Annotated in this window: 18 protein-coding genes; 10 read left to right on the top strand and 8 right to left on the bottom strand. The window is 71.7% G+C overall.

The window, feature by feature from the left end:
* Positions 1 to 6 precede the first annotated feature (6 nt).
* Both ACIBI4_RS05425 and ACIBI4_RS05430 read left to right on the top strand, forming a co-directional pair.
* Positions 7 to 921 carry a LysR family transcriptional regulator gene (locus ACIBI4_RS05425; RefSeq protein ID WP_399202275.1) on the top strand — a complete coding sequence of 305 codons (915 nt, stop codon included), beginning with the start codon at positions 7 to 9 and terminating at the stop codon, positions 919 to 921.
* Positions 922 to 1049: 128 nt separating this feature from the next.
* A complete protein-coding gene (locus ACIBI4_RS05430) occupies positions 1050 to 1697 on the top strand; it encodes a dihydrofolate reductase family protein (protein ID WP_399202276.1) in 648 nt (215 codons plus the stop codon).
* 29 nt (positions 1698 to 1726) lie between these two features.
* Here ACIBI4_RS05430 and ACIBI4_RS05435 read toward each other — a convergent pair whose 3' ends face one another.
* From ACIBI4_RS05435 to ACIBI4_RS05445, 3 genes are all read right to left on the bottom strand, one after another.
* On the bottom strand, positions 1727 to 2209 hold the full coding sequence (locus ACIBI4_RS05435) for a hypothetical protein (RefSeq protein WP_399202277.1): 483 nt from the start codon (positions 2207 to 2209) through the stop codon (positions 1727 to 1729).
* Between the two features lie 105 nt (positions 2210 to 2314).
* Positions 2315 to 3451, bottom strand: a complete 1137-nt coding sequence (locus ACIBI4_RS05440; protein ID WP_399202278.1) for an oxygenase MpaB family protein — start codon at positions 3449 to 3451, stop codon at positions 2315 to 2317.
* A gap of 71 nt (positions 3452 to 3522) precedes the next feature.
* Positions 3523 to 4467 carry a nucleoside hydrolase gene (locus ACIBI4_RS05445; RefSeq protein WP_399202279.1) on the bottom strand — a complete coding sequence of 315 codons (945 nt, stop codon included), beginning with the start codon at positions 4465 to 4467 and terminating at the stop codon, positions 3523 to 3525.
* Between the two features lie 145 nt (positions 4468 to 4612).
* Here ACIBI4_RS05445 and ACIBI4_RS05450 point away from each other — a divergent pair, with 145 nt between their 5' ends.
* Positions 4613 to 6565: a M13 family metallopeptidase gene (locus tag ACIBI4_RS05450; protein WP_399202280.1), complete on the top strand. Its 1953-nt coding sequence runs from the start codon at positions 4613 to 4615 to the stop codon at positions 6563 to 6565.
* Positions 6566 to 6629: 64 nt separating this feature from the next.
* Here the strand turns inward: ACIBI4_RS05450 and ACIBI4_RS05455 are convergent, their stop codons facing one another.
* Positions 6630 to 7139, bottom strand: a complete 510-nt coding sequence (locus ACIBI4_RS05455; protein WP_399202281.1) for an SRPBCC family protein — start codon at positions 7137 to 7139, stop codon at positions 6630 to 6632.
* Positions 7140 to 7283: 144 nt separating this feature from the next.
* Here ACIBI4_RS05455 and ACIBI4_RS05460 point away from each other — a divergent pair, with 144 nt between their 5' ends.
* The gene (locus tag ACIBI4_RS05460) at positions 7284 to 7727 is read left to right on the top strand and encodes a hypothetical protein (protein WP_399202282.1); all 444 of its coding nucleotides are present in this window, start codon (positions 7284 to 7286) and stop codon (positions 7725 to 7727) included.
* Here ACIBI4_RS05460 and ACIBI4_RS05465 read toward each other — a convergent pair.
* Positions 7717 to 9210 carry a hypothetical protein gene (locus ACIBI4_RS05465; protein WP_399202283.1) on the bottom strand — a complete coding sequence of 498 codons (1494 nt, stop codon included), beginning with the start codon at positions 9208 to 9210 and terminating at the stop codon, positions 7717 to 7719. The genes ACIBI4_RS05460 and ACIBI4_RS05465 overlap by 11 nt on opposite strands.
* Positions 9211 to 9433: 223 nt before the next feature.
* On the opposite strand from ACIBI4_RS05465, the gene ACIBI4_RS05470 reads away from it, so the two are divergent.
* A complete protein-coding gene (locus ACIBI4_RS05470) occupies positions 9434 to 10195 on the top strand; it encodes a class I SAM-dependent methyltransferase (protein ID WP_399202284.1) in 762 nt (253 codons plus the stop codon).
* Here the strand turns inward: ACIBI4_RS05470 and ACIBI4_RS05475 are convergent.
* The 3 genes from ACIBI4_RS05475 to ACIBI4_RS05485 all read right to left on the bottom strand — a co-directional run bounded on the left by ACIBI4_RS05475 (position 10165) and on the right by ACIBI4_RS05485 (position 14005).
* On the bottom strand, positions 10165 to 11754 hold the full coding sequence (locus tag ACIBI4_RS05475) for an FMN-binding glutamate synthase family protein (protein ID WP_399202285.1): 1590 nt from the start codon (positions 11752 to 11754) through the stop codon (positions 10165 to 10167). The genes ACIBI4_RS05470 and ACIBI4_RS05475 overlap by 31 nt on opposite strands.
* Positions 11755 to 11863: 109 nt before the next feature.
* Positions 11864 to 13171, bottom strand: a complete 1308-nt coding sequence (locus ACIBI4_RS05480) for an alpha/beta fold hydrolase (RefSeq protein WP_399202286.1) — start codon at positions 13169 to 13171, stop codon at positions 11864 to 11866.
* Between the two features lie 135 nt (positions 13172 to 13306).
* Positions 13307 to 14005, bottom strand: a complete 699-nt coding sequence (locus ACIBI4_RS05485; protein WP_399202287.1) for a substrate-binding domain-containing protein — start codon at positions 14003 to 14005, stop codon at positions 13307 to 13309.
* Between the two features lie 247 nt (positions 14006 to 14252).
* Between ACIBI4_RS05485 and ACIBI4_RS05490 the strand changes: the two genes are divergently transcribed.
* The 5 genes from ACIBI4_RS05490 to ACIBI4_RS05510 all read left to right on the top strand — a co-directional run bounded on the left by ACIBI4_RS05490 (position 14253) and on the right by ACIBI4_RS05510 (position 19180).
* Positions 14253 to 15020 carry an IclR family transcriptional regulator gene (locus ACIBI4_RS05490; RefSeq protein ID WP_399202288.1) on the top strand — a complete coding sequence of 256 codons (768 nt, stop codon included), beginning with the start codon at positions 14253 to 14255 and terminating at the stop codon, positions 15018 to 15020.
* 158 nt (positions 15021 to 15178) lie between these two features.
* Positions 15179 to 16390, top strand: coding sequence for a 4-hydroxybenzoate 3-monooxygenase (locus tag ACIBI4_RS05495; RefSeq protein ID WP_399202289.1), 1212 nt, complete (start codon positions 15179 to 15181; stop codon positions 16388 to 16390).
* 108 nt (positions 16391 to 16498) lie between these two features.
* Positions 16499 to 17524: an amidohydrolase family protein gene (locus ACIBI4_RS05500; protein WP_399202290.1), complete on the top strand. Its 1026-nt coding sequence runs from the start codon at positions 16499 to 16501 to the stop codon at positions 17522 to 17524.
* Between the two features lie 25 nt (positions 17525 to 17549).
* Positions 17550 to 18239 carry a 4-carboxy-4-hydroxy-2-oxoadipate aldolase/oxaloacetate decarboxylase gene (ligK, locus tag ACIBI4_RS05505; protein WP_399202291.1) on the top strand — a complete coding sequence of 230 codons (690 nt, stop codon included), beginning with the start codon at positions 17550 to 17552 and terminating at the stop codon, positions 18237 to 18239.
* 8 nt (positions 18240 to 18247) lie between these two features.
* The gene (locus tag ACIBI4_RS05510) at positions 18248 to 19180 is read left to right on the top strand and encodes an amidohydrolase family protein (protein WP_399202292.1); all 933 of its coding nucleotides are present in this window, start codon (positions 18248 to 18250) and stop codon (positions 19178 to 19180) included.
* Positions 19181 to 19185: the final 5 nt, after the last annotated feature.

Raw genomic sequence — 19185 nt, forward strand, 5'->3', positions numbered from 1 at the left:
GGCGGTGTGATCGACGCACGCCGGCTCCGCACGCTGCAGGCCGTGGCAGACCACCAGACGGTGACTGCCGCGGCCGCGGCGCTTTATCTGACCCCCTCCGCCGTCTCCCAGCAGATCGCCGCGCTGGAGCAGGAGTTGGGGCACAAAGTCCTCGAACGGGACAAAAGAGGCATGCGTGTGACCGGGGTGGGGCACATCCTGCTCCGGCACGCGAGCCAGGTCATCGCCGAACTGGAACGGGCCGAGGCCGAGGTCGCCGCGTACACCTCGGGCGACGCGGGCGAGGTGACCGTCGCCGCCTTCGCGACGGGCATCGCGGTGGTGCTCGCCCCCGCCATCACCGACCTGAGCCGCGCCCGTCCGGGCCTGCGGATCCAGGTGCGGGACGCCGAGGGCGACGAGAGCCTGCCGATGGTGCTCGACGGGCGGGCGGACGTGGCGGTCGCGGTCGAGTACCGGGGCGCGCCGAGCGCCGACGACCGGCTCACCCGCATCCCGCTGTACGCGGAGCCCTTCGACGCGGTCCTTCCGCTGGGCCACCGCCTCGCCTCCACGGACACCGTTGCGGTGGCCGCGCTGGCCGACGAGCCGTGGATCGGCCCGTACCCCGGCAACCCCTGCCATGACGTGATGGTGCTCGCCTGCGAGTACGCGGGCTTCGAGCCACGCCTCGAGCACTCCTCGGACGACTTCCGCGCGGTGGTAGCGCTGGCCGCCGCGGGCGCGGGCGTGGCCCTGGTGCCGCGCTCGGCGCTGCGCGACACGGACCTCTCCCACACGGCGGTACGGCCCGTGGACGACGTGGTCGCCACGCGGCGGGTCTTCGCCGCGGTCCGCCGCGGGGCCGAGGAGCATCCGCTGCTGCGGCCGGTGCTCGACGCGCTGCAGCGGGCGGCCGGGACGATCCCGCCCAGCGCGTGACGACAGGCACCGGAAGAAAACTTCGGAAAGATTCCCGCGCGCTGTCGATCCGGGCGCTCGTCGTTCGACATGTGGGTGTACGGCACCTCGTCGCACACTGAAGCACCCGGACCGAGCGAGGGAATCGCATGCAACAGCAGCTGCTCAAGGTCATGAACTTCACCGTCTCCGCCGACGGCGTCGCCGCCGGCGAGAACCAGAGCCTGGAGAATCCGTTCGGCGACGAGCGGGCCCGGAACCTGCTCGCCTGGGCGGGCGCCACGGCGAGCTGGCCGAACCGGACCGCACCCGGCGGCACCCGGGGTATCGACGACTACTTCACCCGCGACTACTCGAACAACATCGGCGCCGAGATCATGGGCCGCAACAAGTTCGGACCCCAGCGCGGTCCCTGGCAGGACCACGACTGGCTCGGCTGGTGGGGCGACGAGCCCCCGTTCCACACGCCGGTGTTCGTCATGACCCACCACCCGCGCCCGTCGTTCTCGCTCTCCGACACCACGTTCCACTTCGTCGGCGGCGACCCGGCCACGGTGCTCGCGCAGGCGCGGGAGGCGGCACAGGGCAAGGACGTACGCCTCGGCGGCGGGGTCAGCACGATCCGGCGGTTCCTCGACGCCGGCCTCGTCGACACGCTGCACGTGGCCGTCGCACCGAAGAAGCTCGGCACCGGCCTGAAGCTCTGGGAATCCCCCGACGAACTCCTCGACCGCTACCACCTGGAGGTCGTGCCCAGCCCGAGCGGCATCACGCACCACCTGTTCTGGCGCAAGTGACACCTGACGGGGTGCGCGGCGCCCCCGGGTCAGCGCGGCGCACCGCGGCGGATGCGGTCGATCGCGCGCAGCACCTCGTCCCGGTTGCCCGCCTTGGTCATCCAGCGGGGCAGGCGCGCCACGACCGTCATCTTGCGGCTGCGCTCGTACCAAGGGGCGCGCTCGCGCAGGCTGGCGGCGACGAACGAGCGGATGAGCGTGAGGTGTTCGTGGTGGTACGCCCAGACGGTGCCGTGACGCGTCCGCGTACTCAGCCACAGCGGAACCCCGAACCAGGGGTCCGTCGGCGTGTACGCCCGGCCTGTGAAGGTGAGACGGCCGCCCGCGGTCGTCCGCGACAGACCGCAGTACGTGCAGCTCAGACGGCGTGATCCCCAGAAGTCCCGAGCAGGTTCGACCCGGACGACCTGGGCCTGCCGTGCGCAGGCCGGGCAGCGCACCAGGACCGAGCGCACCAGGTAGTCGTAGCGCGTCGTACGAGGGTCCCGGAACCGGGTCGGCTGGGCGGACATCCGGCCAGTATGAGGCGGCGGCCTCGCCGTGGGCACCCGAGTTTCCGCGCGCACGGCCTGCACGTCACGTCGAGTGAAGCCTCACCCTCGACCTCACCTTGAGAGTCAGGTGAGGTTCGACTCGTACGCCGTCGGAGTGTCCGGGGCCGCGAGGATCTCGTCGATCGCCGCGCGGTGGTTGTGCTGGAGGGCCGCCCACTCGTCCGGAAGCTGCCGGGCCAGGCGGCGGGACTCGGCAGCGCCGAGGGTCAACACCGGGAGCAGCGGGGTGAGTTCACTGGGCGGGACGGCCAGGGTGTCGGCGCGTTCGTCGCCCTGGATCAGGCGGGCGAAAGCCCGGATCAGCGAGGCCGTGAGGTCCGGGCCGCCGAAGAAGGGCGCGAGCTGTTCGACCGCGGCGTCCTGCAGGGCACGGACCAGGGCGAGGGTGTCGGCCGTCGCCGGTTCGTCCGTCAGGGCGATCAGGTCGGCCAGCTTCGCCGCCTCCTCGTGGCCGGTGAGGCCGTCGAGGAGCGCGGGGTCGATGCCGAGCAGCCTGCCTTGGTGCTGCCAGCGCCGGTAGACGTCGGTGAGCTCGTCGTCGGTGAAGTCGTAGCCCATGACGGCGAGCGCGCGATATGAGGTGAGCGTGAAGTCGAGCCATGTGCGCACCAGGTCGGCCTGGCCGATCGGGGTGCCCCACGCCTCCTCGTCCCAGCCGCGCTCCAGGGCGGCGGCACGCATCCGCGCGTGCAGGACGCGCACCATCACGGTCGCCGTGTAGCCGTCGGCGCCCCGCTCCAGACCGCCGGGCAGCATCGCCTGCAGCAGCCACTTGCCGGTCTCGTCGAGGCGGCGCCCGGCCATCGTGGTGAGGCGGCCGGTCGCGGTCAGGACCGTGGCGATGGCGGGCGCGGTGTACGTGTTGATCAGCGCGCCCTGGCCGAGCGCGATGTTGTGCGCGAAGGGCGGCACGGTCAGCGCCACGTACGCACCGCGGTCGATGTCGTACGGCGACGTGACCGACTCCGCGTCCGCGAGCAGCGCCGCGACGGCCGGCGGCGGGGAGTCGAGGGAGCCGAGTCCGCCGCGCAGGCCGTCGAGCAGGGCGCGGCGCGCGTCCCGGCCCCGGGTGGCGAGTTCGGCGAAGACGGCGTCGGCGAGCGGGTCGCCGGTGCGCAGCGCCCGGCCCCACTGCTCGGCGCGGCCGGGGAACTTGAGCGCGATCTCAGCCGCGTCGCCGCGGCGCGAGGGCCAGGTCATGCACGTAAGGCTGACGGATGATGTGTGCACGCCACAACGATCGGATTCGGTCAGGGTTGGGCGGGCCGCTGTCAGGACTGACGGTCCCCGAGGCTGCGTACCGCGCCGGTGATTAGATCCCAGAACCGGTCCACGTCCACCTCGGTGGCGACCTCCGCGTTGGGCTCCTGTCCGGTGACGCGGTGCAGGTCGACGACCGTGGCGCCGCGGGTGTGACGGCCGTGGAGCTCGACGGCCACGTGCGCGCGGACGCACCCGAGGAGCTCCGGGTCGATGAGGTGGGCGACGGTCAGAGGGTCGTGCAGGGGCGCCCCGGGCAGGCCGAAAACCTCGCGGTAGCGGTCGGAGAAGAAGCCGAGCATCTCGCCGCAGACCCGCGCGAGCGGCGTGCCGAGGGCCTCGACGCGCGCGATGACATCCGGGGTGGCGAGCACCTGGTGGCTGGCGTTGAGGCCGATCATCGTCACCGGCAGACCGCTGGTGAACACGAGGTCGGCGGCCTCGGGGTCGCAGTGGATGTTGAACTCGGCGGCGGGGGTCGTGTTCCCGCGATCTGTCGAGCCGCCCATCAGGACGATCCGCGCGATGCGCTCCTTGACCTCGGGATATGCGAGCAGAAGTGCGGCGATGTTGGTGAGCGGGCCGGTCGGCACCAGCGTCACGGGCTCCGGGTGGGTCAGCAGAGTGTCGTGGAGGAGTGTGAGGGCGTCGCGCGGGTCGAGCGGAACGGTCGGGTCCGCGAAGCCGGGGCCATCGAGCCCGGACTCCCCGTGGATCGAGGCGGCCACCCGCACCGGCCCGTGCAGCGGCCGGTCCCGGCCCGCCGCAATGGGGACGCCCTCGATCCCGGCAGCCGTACAGACACGGCGGGCGTTGAGCGTGGTCTTCGCCACGGTCTGGTTGCCCGCGACCGTGGTGATGGCGAGCAGGTCGATCGCGGGGTGGGCGGCGGCGAGCAGGATGTTGAACGCGTCGTCGTGCCCCGGGTCGCAGTCGAGGATCACGGGAGTGGCCATGCGGCGGACCTCACTGTCGCGGGTGACGTACCGGGCGGCTGTCCTGGGGGACGTACCGGGCTGCGGCGGGGCGGGACCGGCCGGTACCCCGATCGGGATCCCGCACGGGCTCCATCCGGGCCCCGCCCTCGCATAGGCTGCATGGATGAGCATTCTGGACGATGCCCGCGCGGGCATGAACCCCGAGATCCGACCGCAGGACGACCTGTTCGGCCATGTGAACGGCGTATGGCTCGACACCGAGAAGATCCCCGACGACCGGTCGAGCTGGGGCCCCTTCGTCCAGCTCGTCGACGTCGCCGAGGAGCAGGTCAAGGAGATCATTCAGGAGCTGGCCGAGCAGGGCGGCGACGACGCCGACGCCCGCCGGATCGCCGCGCTGTACGCCTCGTTCATGGACGAGGGGACGATCGCCGCCAAGGGCCTCGCTCCCGCACAGCCGCTGCTCGACGAGGCGGGGCGGATCGCCGACGTAAGGGAGCTCGCCGCGTTCCTCGGCCGCTTCGAGCGGGTCGGCGGCTCCGGCCTGTTCGGGGCGTATGTCGACACCGACGACAAGAATTCCGACCGGTACATCTTCAACCTGCTCCAGGGCGGCCTCGGTCTGCCCGACGAGTCGTACTACCGCGACGAGAAGTTCGCCGAGATCCGCGAGAAGTACGTCGGCTATCTGACGGAGCTCCTGACCCTCTCCGGTCACGCCTCGGCCGCCGAGGCCGCCGCCTCCGTGCTGGCCCTGGAGACGAAGCTCGCCGCAGGGCACTGGGAGCGCGCCGAGACGCGCGACGTGCAGAAGACGTACAACCTGACGACCTTCGACGAACTTGTCGCGCTGGCCCCCGAGTTCGACTGGCTGGGCTACATCACCGGCCTCGGCGGCAGCGACAAGACGATCGCCGAGACCTGTGTGCGCCAGCCCTCCTACCTGACGCACCTGTCGGGCCTGCTCACCGAGGTGCCGATCGAGCAGTGGCGCGACTGGACGCTGGCGCGGGTGCTGCGCGCGTGCGCGCCGTATCTCACGGACGCGTTCGTGAACAACAACTTCGAGTTCTACGGCCGCGCCCTCAACGGCACGCCGGAGCTGCGCGCCCGCTGGAAGCGCGGGGTGTCCTTCGTGGAGGGCGCCGTCGGCGAGGCGGTCGGCAAGGAGTACGTGGCCCGGCACTTCCCGCCGTCGTCCAAGGCGATGATGGACGAGCTGGTCGCCAACCTCCTGGAGGCCTACCGGCAGTCCATCAGCCGGCTCGACTGGATGACGGACGAGACGAAGCAGAAGGCGTACGACAAGCTCGCGACGTTCCGGCCGAAGATCGGCTACCCGGACAAGTTCCGCGACTACTCGAAGCTGACGGTCACCGCGGACGACCTGCTGGGCAACGCGCAGGCGGCCGCGTCCTTCGAATCGGACCGTGAGCTGGCGAAGATCGGTGCGCCCGTCGACCGCGACGAGTGGTTCATGCTGCCGCAGACGGTCAACGCGTACTACAACCCCGGCACCAACGAGATCTGCTTCCCCGCGGGCATCCTGCAGAAGCCGTTCTTCTCCCCCGACGCCGACCCGGCCGAGAACTACGGCGGCATCGGCGCGGTCATCGGCCACGAGATCGGGCACGGCTTCGACGACCAGGGCGCGCAGTACGACGGCGCGGGCAACCTCAACGACTGGTGGACGGCCTCCGACAAGAGCGCCTTCGAGACCAAGTCGCAGGCGCTGGTGGAGCAGTACAACGGCTTCTCGCCGCGCAACCTGCCCGGCGAGCACGTCAACGGGCAGCTGACGGTCGGCGAGAACATCGGCGACCTGGGCGGTCTGACCATCGGCCACACCGCGTACAAGATCGCGCTCGGCGGCGAGCCGGTGCCGGTGAAGGACGAACTGACCGGCTCCCAGCGGCTCTTCATGAACTGGGCGTTCTGCTGGCGCACCAAGCGCCGCAAGGAGCAGGAGCAGCAGTACCTGACGATCGACCCGCACTCGCCGCCGGAGTTCCGCGCGAACATCGTGCGTAACCTCGACGAGTTCCACGAGGCCTTCGCCACGGCCGCGGGCGACGGGCTGTGGATGGATCCGCAGGAGCGCGTCCGGATCTGGTGATCCGCGTTCCTGTCTGATCCGTGCGAGATGAGGGCCCCGTTCCATGCGGAACGGGGCCCTCTCGTCATACCCTGCCGTGTGCGTGGCGCAGCATCGCGTCGACGGTCGCGGCCATGTTCGCGTTCATGTCCCGCAGGCGCTTGGGCAGGGACGCCGGGTCGCGTTCGGCGGCCAGGCGGGTGCCGGTGATGCCGGGGCCGTGCTCGAAGCGGTGCAGCAGCCGGGTGCGGTCCGGGGTGTCCGCCGGGGAGAGTTCGTAGCGCCAGATCGAGCCGGGGCGTGCGGCGTCCTCGGTCTCGTCGAGGACGACCCACGCGAAAACGGACGGCTCCGTGGCCTCGGTGACCTCGCAGACGACCTGGCTCACGAAACCGTCCGGGTACCGGCTGCGGCCCTGGAAGCGGGCACCCGCGCGCGGTCCCGGTGACGCGGTGTCGAGCCAGGCACCGTAAATGCACTCGGGGCTCCACTCGCCGAACCGCGTGACGTCGGTGATCAGGTCCCACAGGGTGTGTCGCGGGAGGTCGACGGTGCGGATGAGTTCGGTGCTCGCGCCCGTGACGGCGTCGCCCACTGCGGGTCCTCTCGTCGTGAGCACGCGGTCGCGCGCCCGACATGCATCCTGCCGGGGCTTGCCTAGCTCGGGGTAGAGCCATGCAGTTCGGGGCGTCATACGGTGTGGACAGCCGGGTGTCGGCGGGGATGCACAGGGGACGAGATGACGAAGCACTGGCGGCTGCTCGCGCTGCCCGTACTGCTGGCCACCGCATGTGGCACGGGGGCGGGCAGCGGTGGCGAGGTCTGCACGAAGGTCGGCGGCTACTCGGGGGTCGGTGTGCAGTGGGACCCGGCGGATTTCATGGACGAGGTGCGCAAGGGGCCGCTGCATGTGCGGATCTGCGCGCAGGAGACCTGCCGGGAGTACGACGTGGAGAAGCTGGACCCCGACCCGCGGCCCAGCTTCTTCATCGAGCTCAAGAAGGACATCGGCGCGGTGTCCGTGCCGGTGCGTGTCACTGTGTCCGCGCAGGGACGCGAACTATATGACGAGCGCGCGACGGTGAAGCTGCGCAAGTCCCAGCCCAACGGCGAGAACTGCGAGCCCACGCTGTACCAGGGCCGAGTCACCGCGGACCCCGAGCGCGGACTCGTCACGCGCTGAAGCGGCGCCTGACCAGGATCGCCACACCGGTCAGCACGATGACGCCACCACCGGCCGCCGCGGCCCACAGAGCAGGACCGTCATCGGAGTCCGGTGCAGGCTTCGGCGCGGGCGCCTCGCCGGTCGCCTCGAGGCTCACCTCGGCCACGTCGTTCGCCGGGTCCGGATCGGTCACCCACTCCGCCGCCGCGTCCGGGACGGAGATCCGCACAGAGCCGGGCCGGGAGTCCTTGCGGGCGATGCGCAGCGTGAACTCGTAGCGGACGTCCTCGCCGGCGTCGGCGGGCTGCTTGCACACCCAGGTCCGCTTGCCGGCGTCGGCGGGCTCACAGACCTGGTCGTGCATCTCCTCGTCCCGCTCGTGGTCGTACGGTGCCGCCTCCACGTCGGCGCCCGGCGGCACCTCGAAGACCAACTCGGCTCCCCCGTCGGCTAGTTCGGAGGGGCCGTTCTGCCGCCAGCCGATCGTGACGATCTTGCCCGTCCCCACGTCGCCGCGCAGCGAGGTGCCCCGCGCCTGCAGGTCCGTCTTGTTGGGCACATGGAAGGGCGCGTCCTGGGAGCGGGCGAACGCCGCGTTCTCGGGGATGCGGCCCGGGCGGGTGAGCCGGAGCGGAGTCCCGTCGCCCGGCCGGGGCTTCCCGGCGTTGTACGGCACGACCGGCACGTAGGTCCCTTCGGCCCAGGCGGAGTACTGCAGCGCGATAGAAACTCCCTTGGGGTCCACCTTCAGCGCCGGTGCCGGCGTGACCTCGGCGGTCTGCCCCGGCGCCAGAACTGCACCGTCCAACCGGCAGGTCGCCTTCCTGCCGCCCTCGGTGGTCCGGCAGTTCGAGGGCAGGGCCCGTACGGAGAGGTCGTCAAGGCTCAGGGAAAGGTGCACGCCGTGCGCCGGGAGGTCGCCCTCGTTGCGCACCACGAGCCGCTGCCGGAAGACCGAACCGGGCTTGAGTCCGCCGGGCGGCGCGGCGTCCATGACACGCAGCTCCGGCCGGCCGGCGACGACGGTGGTGCTGCCGCGCAGCGGTGCTATTCCGTCGGCGGTGAGCGTGTAGCGCAGGGTGCCGGTGCGGCCCGGCTTCCCGGGGAGCGCCTTCAGGCCCACGACCACCGTGGCGTCACCCTCACTGGGGACGTCCACCGCGCACGCGTAGACGGCCGTGCGGCCCCGCCGCTCGCAGCCTCCGCCGTCCGCGACCTCGGCGACGCCCCGCAGCCCGGTCGTGTCGAGCTCTACCTCTGGGCCGGTCAGCGGCCCTTCGTGACCGAAGCCGAGCGTCAGGTGCGGGTCCTCCCCGTCGGCGTCCTTCGGATCGAGCGCCGCGTAGAACAACTCCTGCGTATTGTCCCGCACTTCGGTCCGCTCACCGGCCGAGCCTGCTTCGCCCCTCGGTACGGCCCCTCCGTACGGCGCCTGCACTCCGCTCAGCCCGAACAACGCGGCCACCGCAGCGGCCACCCACCACCCGCGTCTCCCCACCATGGCGCGCAGTCTGCCAAGAAACCCCCGCCAGGTGATCACCCAGGACCGGATCAAAGGCCCTGGAGCGCCTGCTGGGCGGCCGCGCACGGCGGGTCCGAGGGGGTGGGGTCAGCCTCCTTCCCGTAGGCCTTCCAGGCGCCGCCCACGCATCCTCCAAACATACTCTGACCTGGGCTTTCACCCTCATCACCGATAGAATCAAGGCACTGACGAAGGGGTGGGAATGACACGCGACATACGGACCGTGGACGACGTCATGACGATGCTCGACGGACTGTTCGCCGACGGGGCCGACCGCTGGACCGAGGACGGCGCGGGGTGGTGGGACGGCTTCTACGAGGACCGGTCCAAGCCCGTCCCGTTCTTCGTGCCGAAGCCGGACGAGAACCTCGTGGCGCACCTCGACGGCGGGCGCCTCACGCCGGGCCGGGCGCTCGACCTCGGCTGCGGACCCGGGCGCAACGCCCTGTACCTCGACTCCCGCGGCTTCGACGTGGACGCCGTCGACCTTTCGCCGGCCGCGCTCGACTGGGCGCGCGAACGGGCCCGCGCCTCGGGCGCGAAAGTCCGCTTCCACCACGGCGACATCTTCGGGCCCGTACTCGACGACAAGGGCCCGTTCGACCTGATCTACGACTCCGGCTGCTTCCACCATCTGCCGCCGCACCGCCGCGTCAGCTATCTCGGTCTGCTCGACCGGATCCTCGCGCCCGGCGGCCACCTCGTGCTCACCTGCTTCGCCGCGGGCGGCATCGGCAGCGAGGTGCCCGACGCCGACCTGTACCGGGACCGCTCGCTGCACGGCGGGCTCTCGTACTCACAGGACTCGCTGCGCTCGATCTTCGGCCGGTACGAGATGGTCGAGCTGCGTCCGATGCGCGCGCAGGGCGCCGAGTCCCCGTACTTCGGCGTGGAGTACCTGTGGGCGGCGCTCCTGCGCCGGCCCGTGGCGGATCAGGGCGTGAACGAGTCCGGGTCCGCCTGATCCCAGGCCCGCGCCCAGACGTCCGGCAGGCCTTTGCGGTCGAGCAGCGCGTCGGGCTCCAGCCAGGTGAACAGGTCGGCGTACGTGGCGACTTGTTCGTACGAGACGCGGCGGCGCAGCATGTGCGGGCGGAGCAGGGCAGGGTCGTCGACGCCCAGCGAGGCCATGATCTGCAGCGCGCTGTGCACCGTCGCGTGCTGGAAGCGCTGCACGCGCCGGTACTTGTCCTCGACGTCGAGGGCGCGGGCACGGGCCGGGTCCTGCGTGGCCACACCGACGGGGCAGGTGTTGGTGTGGCAGCGCTGGGACTGGATGCAGCCGACGGCGAACATCATCGCGCGGGCCGCGTTGGTGTAGTCGGCGCCCTGGATGAGGCGTTTGACGATGTCCGCGCCGGTCGCGACCTTGCCGCTCGCGCCGATCCGCACGCGGTCGCGCAGACCGGTGCCGACGAGCGCGTTGTGCACGATGTTCAGGCCTTCGGTGAGGGGGGTGCCGACGTGGTCCACGAACTCCATCGGGGCCGCGCCGGTGCCGCCCTCCGCGCCGTCGACGATGATGAAGTCCGGCCAGATGCGCTCCTCCAGCGCGGCCCGGCAGATCGCCAGGACATCGCGGCGGCTGCCCACACACAGCTTGAACCCGGCGGGTTTGCCGCCCGCCAGCTCGCGCATCGTGCCCATGAAGCGGATCAGTTCGCGGGGCGTGGAGAAGACGCGGTGGTAGCCGGGTGAGATGACCGTCTCGCCCACCGGTACGTCGCGGACCTCGGCGATCTCCTCGTTGACCTTCGCACCCGGCAGCACCCCGCCCATGCCGGGCTTGGCGCCCTGGGACAGCTTCAGGCTGACGCAGCGCACGGCGTCCTGTGCGGCTTTCTGCGCGAACTCGCCCTCGTCGAAGCCCCCGTCGTCGGTGCGGCAGCCGAAGTAGCCGGTGCCGATCTCCCACACGAGGTCGCCACCGTGCCGCAGGTGGTACGTGGAGATCCCGCCCTCTCCCGTATCGTGTGCGAACCCGCCTTCCGCGGCGCCCCGGTTGAGGGCGAGGATCGCCTGGGCGGAGAGCGAGCCGAAGCTCATCGCGGACACGTTCAGGAGCGCCATGTCGTACGGCTTCGCGCAGGTCTCCCCACCGAGCCGCACCGTGGGCGGCCGCTCGGGGACGGGCTGCGGCCTGACCGAGTGCGTGAAGTACTCGTAGCCCGGTTCGTACACCGAGAGTTCGGTACCGAAGGGGTCGTCGCCGAAGACGCCCTTGGCGCGTTCGTACACCGTGGAGCGGGTGTCACGGTCGAAGGGGCGGCCGTCGTAGTCCCGCTCGATGAAGTACTGCTGGACCTCGGGGCGGATCATCTCCATCAGATAGCGCAGATGCCCGATCACCGGGTAGTTGCGCAGGACGGAGTGGCGGCGCTGCGTCATGTCGTACGTGCCGACCGCGGCGACCCCGAGCAACGGTGCGGCAAGCAGCCACCACCACGGGGAGACGGCCGCCGCCAGGGCGGTGACGCCCAGCGCCACGACGGCGAGCGCCGCCACGATTCCTCTGCGCAGCACGACGGCTCCTTCCGGCCGGGCGCCCGGTGATCGCCTCGCGGGGAGGCGATTCGACGCTACGGCGCCTCGGGCGGTACCGCCCGCCGAGCGAGGCCCGGCCGGGTGCCCGTCAGAGCTCGCCGCGGGCCAGCGCGAGCAGCCGGTCGAGGACGTGCGGTCCGTCGACCCGTACGCCGTCGTGCTCGTACTCGTCCGTGACCCAGGTGCGCAGGCCCTTGATCGCGCGGGCCGTCGCCAGCGAGTGGGCGGTGTCCACGTACATGTCGTCGTGGTAGACGAGCGCCGCGACGGGGACCTCGTTGCGCGCCAGGACCTCGGGGTCGTACAGCTCCGCGGGCCAGTCGGTGCGGGTCGCGAGCAGGTCGGCGGTCTCGCGCAGCGGGGCCAGGGCCGGGTCGGCGTCGAACATCCACGGGTGGATGGACTCGCCGGTGAACAGCAGCGGCGCCTCACCCGCGAGCGCCTTCCCCGCGTCGAACTGCGGGAACTCGGCGCGGACCCGCTCGGCCGCCCAGTTCGTGGGCCGCCCGGCCTGTGCGTAGATGACCTCGTGGAGTACGGCGTAGAGGGGACGCCCGGCGTACGAGAGGGCGGCCTGGGCCTCCTCCTGGAAGGTGTCGGAGAGGGCTAGGCCTTGCGGCGTACGGACGAAGGCGTTCTCCAGGAGGTAGTGCAGCCGGTGACTGCCGTCGCCGATGCCGAGCAGGATCCCGAGGGACTGGAAGGCCTCGACGCTCAGGCGGTAGCCGCCGTTGAGGGTGACGGGGCCGTGCTCGGCGAGGTGGGCGGCGATCGCGCGGGCCCGGTCGACGTCCTGCGGGTAGCGGGCGTAGTGCGCGGCAACCTTGCGCTCGACGCGCGGGTAGGCGGCCCTGTACACGTCGTCGGCGCCCGCGTCGAGGGACGGCAGCCCGCCCGTGATGAGGACGGCCGCGAGGCCCTCGGGCGCGGTGGAGAGGTAGTTGACGGCGCAGAAACCGCCGAAGCTCTGGCCGAGCAGGATCCAGGGCGCTCCGCCGGTGAGCTCGCGGCGGATCAGCTCGCAGTCGCGGACGATCGCGTCGGCGCGGAAGTGGGCGAGGTAGTCGGCCTGTTCGCGCGGCCCGCCGCGCAGCGGCAGCGTCTGCCGGTTGGCGACGGTGGAGCGGCCGGTGCCGCGCTGGTCGAGCAGCAGCACGCGGTAGTCCTGCACGGCCCGCTCCAGCCAGGCCTGCGTCCCGATGAGCCGGCGCGCCTGGCAGCCAGGTCCGCCCTCCAAGTACACGAGCCACGGCAGGTCCGCAGCCGCCTTGTCCGCGGCCACCACCTCGCGTCCGTACACCTCGATGCGTTCGCCGCCCGGCCGGTCGTGGTCCAGCGGGACGGTGAACGTGCGGTCGGTGAGGACGACGCCCGGCTGGCGGTTCGAGAAGGTCATGCGGCGGCTCCTGGGCTCGGCGGGTTACAGCCCAGTCCATCACAGGGCCGGCCGGTCCCACGCCCCGTCCCCCGCAAGCCCCTTACCTCACGCCACGCGGACGACCGGGTACGCGTCCGGGTGTCGGCGCGGCGGTCAGGTGGCCTCTGCTGCGCGCATGCCGCGGGCCCGGGCGAGGGAGGTCGCCGCATCGGACGTGAACAGATCGAGGATCTCGGCCGCGCGGTCCGGTGCGGTGGACGTGGTGAGGACGCCCGCGCCGAAGGTCGAGGTGATTGCCGTCGCGGCGGGCAGGGGGCCGACGACCACGACGCCGGGCAGGTCCATGAGTTCGCTGTGCTGCTGGAAAGCGAGATCGGCCTCGCCCGACGACAGCAGCGTTCCCGCGGGGACGCCCGGCGGTGCCTGCACGAGCCGTTCGCCGAGCGGGCCGGTAAGACCCAACCGGTCGATGAGGGCGACAAGGGCCGTTCCGCTCGGGCCGGTGGAGTAGGCGATCCGCCGCGCCGTCAGGAGGGCGTCGCACAGGTCCGATTCACGGTCGAGGACGGGGACCGGTGCGCCTTGCGGCACGGCGGCGACGACCTGGGAGACCCACAGCGGCCGTACGGTGCCGGGCACGAGGTGCCCTTCCTGCGCCAGCGCAGCCAGGGCGCCCTCGGCCAGCACGAGAAGGTCGGCCTGCGCACCCTCGCGTACCTGCCGGGCGGTCTCCACCCCTCCGGCGGCGGTGAAGCGTACGGGGATCCCGTGGGCCGTCCCGAGGTGCCGGCACAGGTCGGCCAGGATCGGCCGGGTGGCCATCGACGACAGTCCGGTGACCTCTCGGTTCACGTGTTCTGCCTTTCTCGGTGCGGTCGGTGGGGTGGTCGGGGTCGGGACCGGTGAGAGTGGCTCGCGGCCGGTGGGTGTTGCTGCCGCGATGCGGCAAGCGGCTCGCGACGAGAGCCGCGCCAGGGATGCGTTCGTGGACGTCGACGGTCACGGACGTAGAAGGCCGGTGGCCGAGCAGCGATCAGTCCGCGCACCCTCGCGGACTCCCACCGGCCCGCCCACCAGCAAGGTCTGCGACACTGGCCGGGTGAGCGCGCCCCAGACCTCGGCCGCGGGAAAGGTCCTCAAGGTCCTCCTGGCCTTCGACCGTGAGCATCCCTCACAGACTCTGTCCGAGATCGCTCAGCGTACGGGCCTCGCCCTGAGCACCACGCACAGGGTGGTTGCGGAACTGGCCGGCTCGGGTGCGCTGGAGCGCGGCGAGGACGGGGCGTGGCATGTGGGGCTACGGCTCTGGGAGATCGCCTCGGGCTGTCCGCGGACCCAGATCCTGCGCGATGTGGCACTGCCGTTCATGCAGGATCTGTACGAGGTGACGCACGAGAACATCCAGCTCGCGGTGCGCGAGGGGACGGAGCTCGTGTTCGTCGAACGCATCGCGGGGCACCGGTCGGTGGAGCTGCTGACCATGGTGGGGAGCCGCTTCCCGATCGCGTCCACCGGCATGGGCCGGGTACTGCTCGCGCATGCGCCGCGGGAGCTCCAGGAGGAGATCCTGTCCTCGCCGCTGCGGTCCTGGACCCCGTACACCGTCGTCGACCCGAAGTCGCTGCGCGCGCAGCTGGACCGGATCCGGCGTGAGCAGGTCTTCGTCAGCGACCGGCAGCTCTCGGAGAGCACGGTCGCGGTGGCCGCGCCCGTACGGATCGGCCGGACCGGGCCGGTCAGCGCCTCCTTGGGCATCGTGATCGCGGCGCAGAGCGCCAACCGGGCGCGCCGGCTGCGCGAACCGCTGCTGCAGGCGGCGCAGGGGATCTCCGACGAACTGGGCCGCCGCGCGCGCACCTCCGACTGAGGCACCTCCGACCGAGGGCCTGTCCGATGGAAGGCATGTCCGGCTGAGGGCACGTCCGATGGAACGGGCTTCCGCCTGACGGAAACGGCCACGACCCGCCGCACCCCCGGGTGTCAACGTTCGACGTGTTCGCACCGTTGACTCGCCCAGGAGATGCCATGGCGGATGCCGCTCCCGACACCACCGTCCCGGTACCGGTCGCCATCGTCGGCGCCGGTCCGGCCGGCCTCATGCTGGCGCATCTGCTGGGGCGGGCGGGGATCGAGACGATCGTGGTCGATACCCGTACCCGGCAGCAGATCGAGACCACCCACCGCGCCGGGATCCTCGAGGCCGACGTGGCCCGGGACCTCGTCGAGACCGGCGTCGGCGACCGGATCCTCAAGGAGGGCCACGAGCATGAGGGCACCGAACTCCGGTTCGGCGGGCGGCCGTACCGCATCCCGTTCAAGCAACTGGTCGGTGCGTCGGTATGGCTCTATCCGCAGACGGACGTGTTCACCGACCTGGCGGACGCACGCGAGCGCGACGGCGGCACGGTCCTCTTCGGCGTCAGGGACACCGAGGTCCTCGACGTCACGACCGACGCCCCGCGGGTGCGCTACACGGCGCCCGACGGGTCCCGGCACGAGATCCGCGCACGGTACGTGGTCGGGGCGGACGGCTCGCGGAGCATGTGCCGCGACCTGGTGCCCAAGGGGCGGCGGGTGCGGTACGGCAAGGACTACCCGTTCGCCTGGTTCGGCATCATGGCCGAGGCACCGCCGAGCGCGCCCGAACTCGTCTACGCCCACTCCGAGTCCGGGTTCGCGCTGATCAGCCGACGTACCGAGCGCATGCAGCGGATGTACTTCCAGTGCGCGCCCGACGAGCAGGCCGACGCCTGGCCGGACGAGCGCATCTGGGAGACCCTGCAGGCCCGCGTGGCCGGTGAGGACGGATTCCGGCTCACGGAGGGGCCGGTCCTGGAGAAGTCGGTGCTGCGGTTCCGCTCGTTCGTCCAGGAGCCGATGCGCTGGGGCTCGTTGCTGCTCGCCGGCGACGCGGCGCACACGGTGCCGCCGACGGGCGCGCGCGGGCTCAACCTCGCGCTGCACGACGTGAAGGTGCTGGCCGAGGTCCTGGTGCGGGCGTTCGGCGGTGCGGGCGAGGCGGCCCTCGACGAGTACCAGCCGCGCGCGCTGCAACGGGTGTGGCGGGCGCAGAACTTCTCGCACTGGATGACGCAGCTGCTGCACACCGCGCCGGGCGGCTCGGCCTTCGATCTGCGGCGTCAGCTCGGCGAGTTGGAGAACGTCGTGGGCACCCGCGCCGGACGCACGTATCTCGCCGAGCAGTACACCGGATGGCCCACCGGCACCTCGGCCTGACCCCCGGTTTCCCGGCCCGACCGGCCGACCCGCGCCGACCCACCGGTTTCCCCGACCGGCCGGCCCATCCGTCCCCCGGCCCCACCCGACGACCACCGGAGACACCCCATGATCATTGACGCTCACGGTCACTTCACCACCGCGCCACCGCAGTTGGCGCACTGGCGGGAGCGGCAGGTGGCGGCGGCCGGCTCCGCCGAGCGCGGGCCGGACCCCGACGACCTGGTCATCGGCGACGACGAGCTGCGCGAGGCGATCGCCGCCAACCAGCTGCGGCTCATGGACGAACGCGGCACCGATCTGACCGTCTTCTCCCCGCGGGCCAGCTTCATGGCCCACCACATCGGCGACTTCGCGGTGTCCTCGGTGTGGGCGCGGATCTGCAACGACCTGGTGCACCGCGTGAGCACCCTGTTCCCCGGCCGTTTCGCGATGGGCGCGATGCTGCCGCAGTCCCCGGGTGTGGACCCGGCGACCTGCCTGCCCGAGCTGCGCCGGGCGGTCGAGGAACTCGGCGCGGTGACAGTCAACCTCAACCCCGATCCGTCGGGCGGCCGTTGGACCGCTCCCCCGCTGACCGACCGCAGCTGGTACCCGCTGTACGAGGCGCTGGCCGCGTACGAAGTGCCCGCGATGATCCATGTCAGCACGTCCTGCAACCCGGCCTTCCACACCACCGGCGCGCACTACCTGAACGCGGACACCACGGCGTTCATGCAGCTGCTGCAGGGCGACCTGTTCCGCGACTTCCCGACGCTGAAGTTCGTGATCCCGCACGGCGGCGGCGCCGTCCCGTACCACTGGGGCCGCTTCCGCGGCCTGGCCATGGCGCTGGACCGGCCGGAGCCGGAGACGCTGCTCGACAACGTCTTCTTCGACACCTGCGTCTACCACCAGCCCGGCATCGACCTGCTCACCCGGGTCGTCCCGAGCCGGTCCGTCCTGTTCGCCAGCGAAATGATCGGCGCGGTCCGCGGCATCGACCCGCGCACCGGCCACTTCTTCGACGACACGAAGCGGTACGTCGACGCCGCCGCGCACCTGAGCGACGACGAGCGTGCCGCCGTGTACGGCGGCAACGCCCTGCGCGTCTATCCCCGCCTCGCCGCCCGCCTCGCCGCGGCCGGCCGCTGACCCCCGCCCTCCAGGAGAAGCACCCATGGAACACACCGAGATAGGCGTCGTCCGCACGAAGATCGAGCGGGCCGACCCGGAGGCCGTCGCCGAGCTGGCGAAATACGGCGCCGCGACGGTCCACGAGGCCATGGGCCGCGTCGGGCTGATGCGCCCCTACCTGCGCCCGGCCTACCCGAGGGCCAGGATGTGCGGCACGGCGGTGACCGTGCTGCTCCAGCCCGGCGACAACTGGATGCTGCACGTCGCCGCCGAGCAGATCCAGGACGGGGACGTGGTCGTCGCCGCCTGTACGACCGAGAGCGAGGACGGCTTCTTCGGCGAGCTGCTCGCCACGTCGTTCCGCGCGCGGGGCTGCCGCGGCCTCGTCATCGACGGCGGCGTCCGGGACGTCACCGACCTGGAGGGGATGGACTTCCCCGTCTTCGCCCGCGCCGTCAACGCCAAGGGCACCGTCAAGGCCACGCTCGGCTCGGTCAACGTGCCGGTGGTGTGCGGCAATGCGCTGGTGCGCCCCGGTGACGTGGTCGTCGCGGACGCGGACGGCGTCGTCGTGGTGCCGCGCGAGCGGGCGGCCGAGGTGGCCGCCGCGTCGGAGCGGCGCGAGGCGAACGAGGAGGGCAAGCGGGCGCAGTTCCGGGCCGGGAAGCTCGGCCTTGACCTGTACGGCATGCGCGGCCCGCTGGCCGAGCTCGGCCTGCGCTACGAGGACTGAGGCCGGCCATGACCACGGACTTCGAGAGGACCCCCGGCTGGCTGGACTGGTACGCCGGCCCGAGCCGCCCCGCGTACCGCCTCCCCGAGGGCGCCGTCGACGCGCACTGCCATGTGTTCGGTCCCGGCGAGGAGTTCCCGTACGCGCCCGAGCGGAAGTACACGCCCTGCGACGCGTCCAAGGAGCAGCTGTTCGCGCTCCGCGACCACCTCGGCTTCACCCGCAACGTCATCGTGCAGGCCACCTGCCACGGCGCCGACAACGCGGCCATGCTGGACGCCTTGCGGGCCTCCGGCGGGCTGGCCCGGGGCGTGGCGACGCTGCGGCCCGACGTGACCGACGCCGAGATCCGGGCGCTGCACGAGGCCGGCGTACGCGGCGTGCGGTTCAACTTCGTGAAGCGGCTGGTGGACGCGGCCCCGCAGCAGGACCTGCGGGACATCGCCGAGAAGATCGCCCCGTACGGCTGGCATGTCGTCGTCTACTTCGAGGCGGCCGACCTGCCCGGTCTGCGGGAGTTCTTGCTGTCGATCCCGGTGCCGCTGGTCGTGGACCACATGGGCCGCCCGGACGTCACCAAGGACCCCGAGGGGCCCGAGTTCGAGGCCTTCCTCGACTTCCTGCGGGCCCGGCCCGACATCTGGTGCAAGGTGACCTGCCCGGAGCGGCTGACCGTGGACGGTCCGCCGGCGCTGGACGGCGAGCGGGCGGCGTACCGGGACGTGGTGCCGTTCGCGCGGCGCGTCGTCGAGGAGTTCCCCGACCGGGTGCTGTGGGGCACGGACTGGCCACACCCGAACCTCACCGGCCACATGCCCGACGACGGCCTGCTGGTCGACTTCGTCCCGCACATCGCACCGACACCGGAGCTCCGCCGCCGGCTCCTCGTCGACAACCCGACCCGCCTGTACTGGCCCGAGGCCGGCCGTACCCTTTCCTGATCGGA

Origin of the sequence: Streptomyces sp. NPDC050418, assembly GCF_044458745.1 — a bacterium.
In the GTDB taxonomy this organism is placed as follows: domain Bacteria; phylum Actinomycetota; class Actinomycetes; order Streptomycetales; family Streptomycetaceae; genus Streptomyces.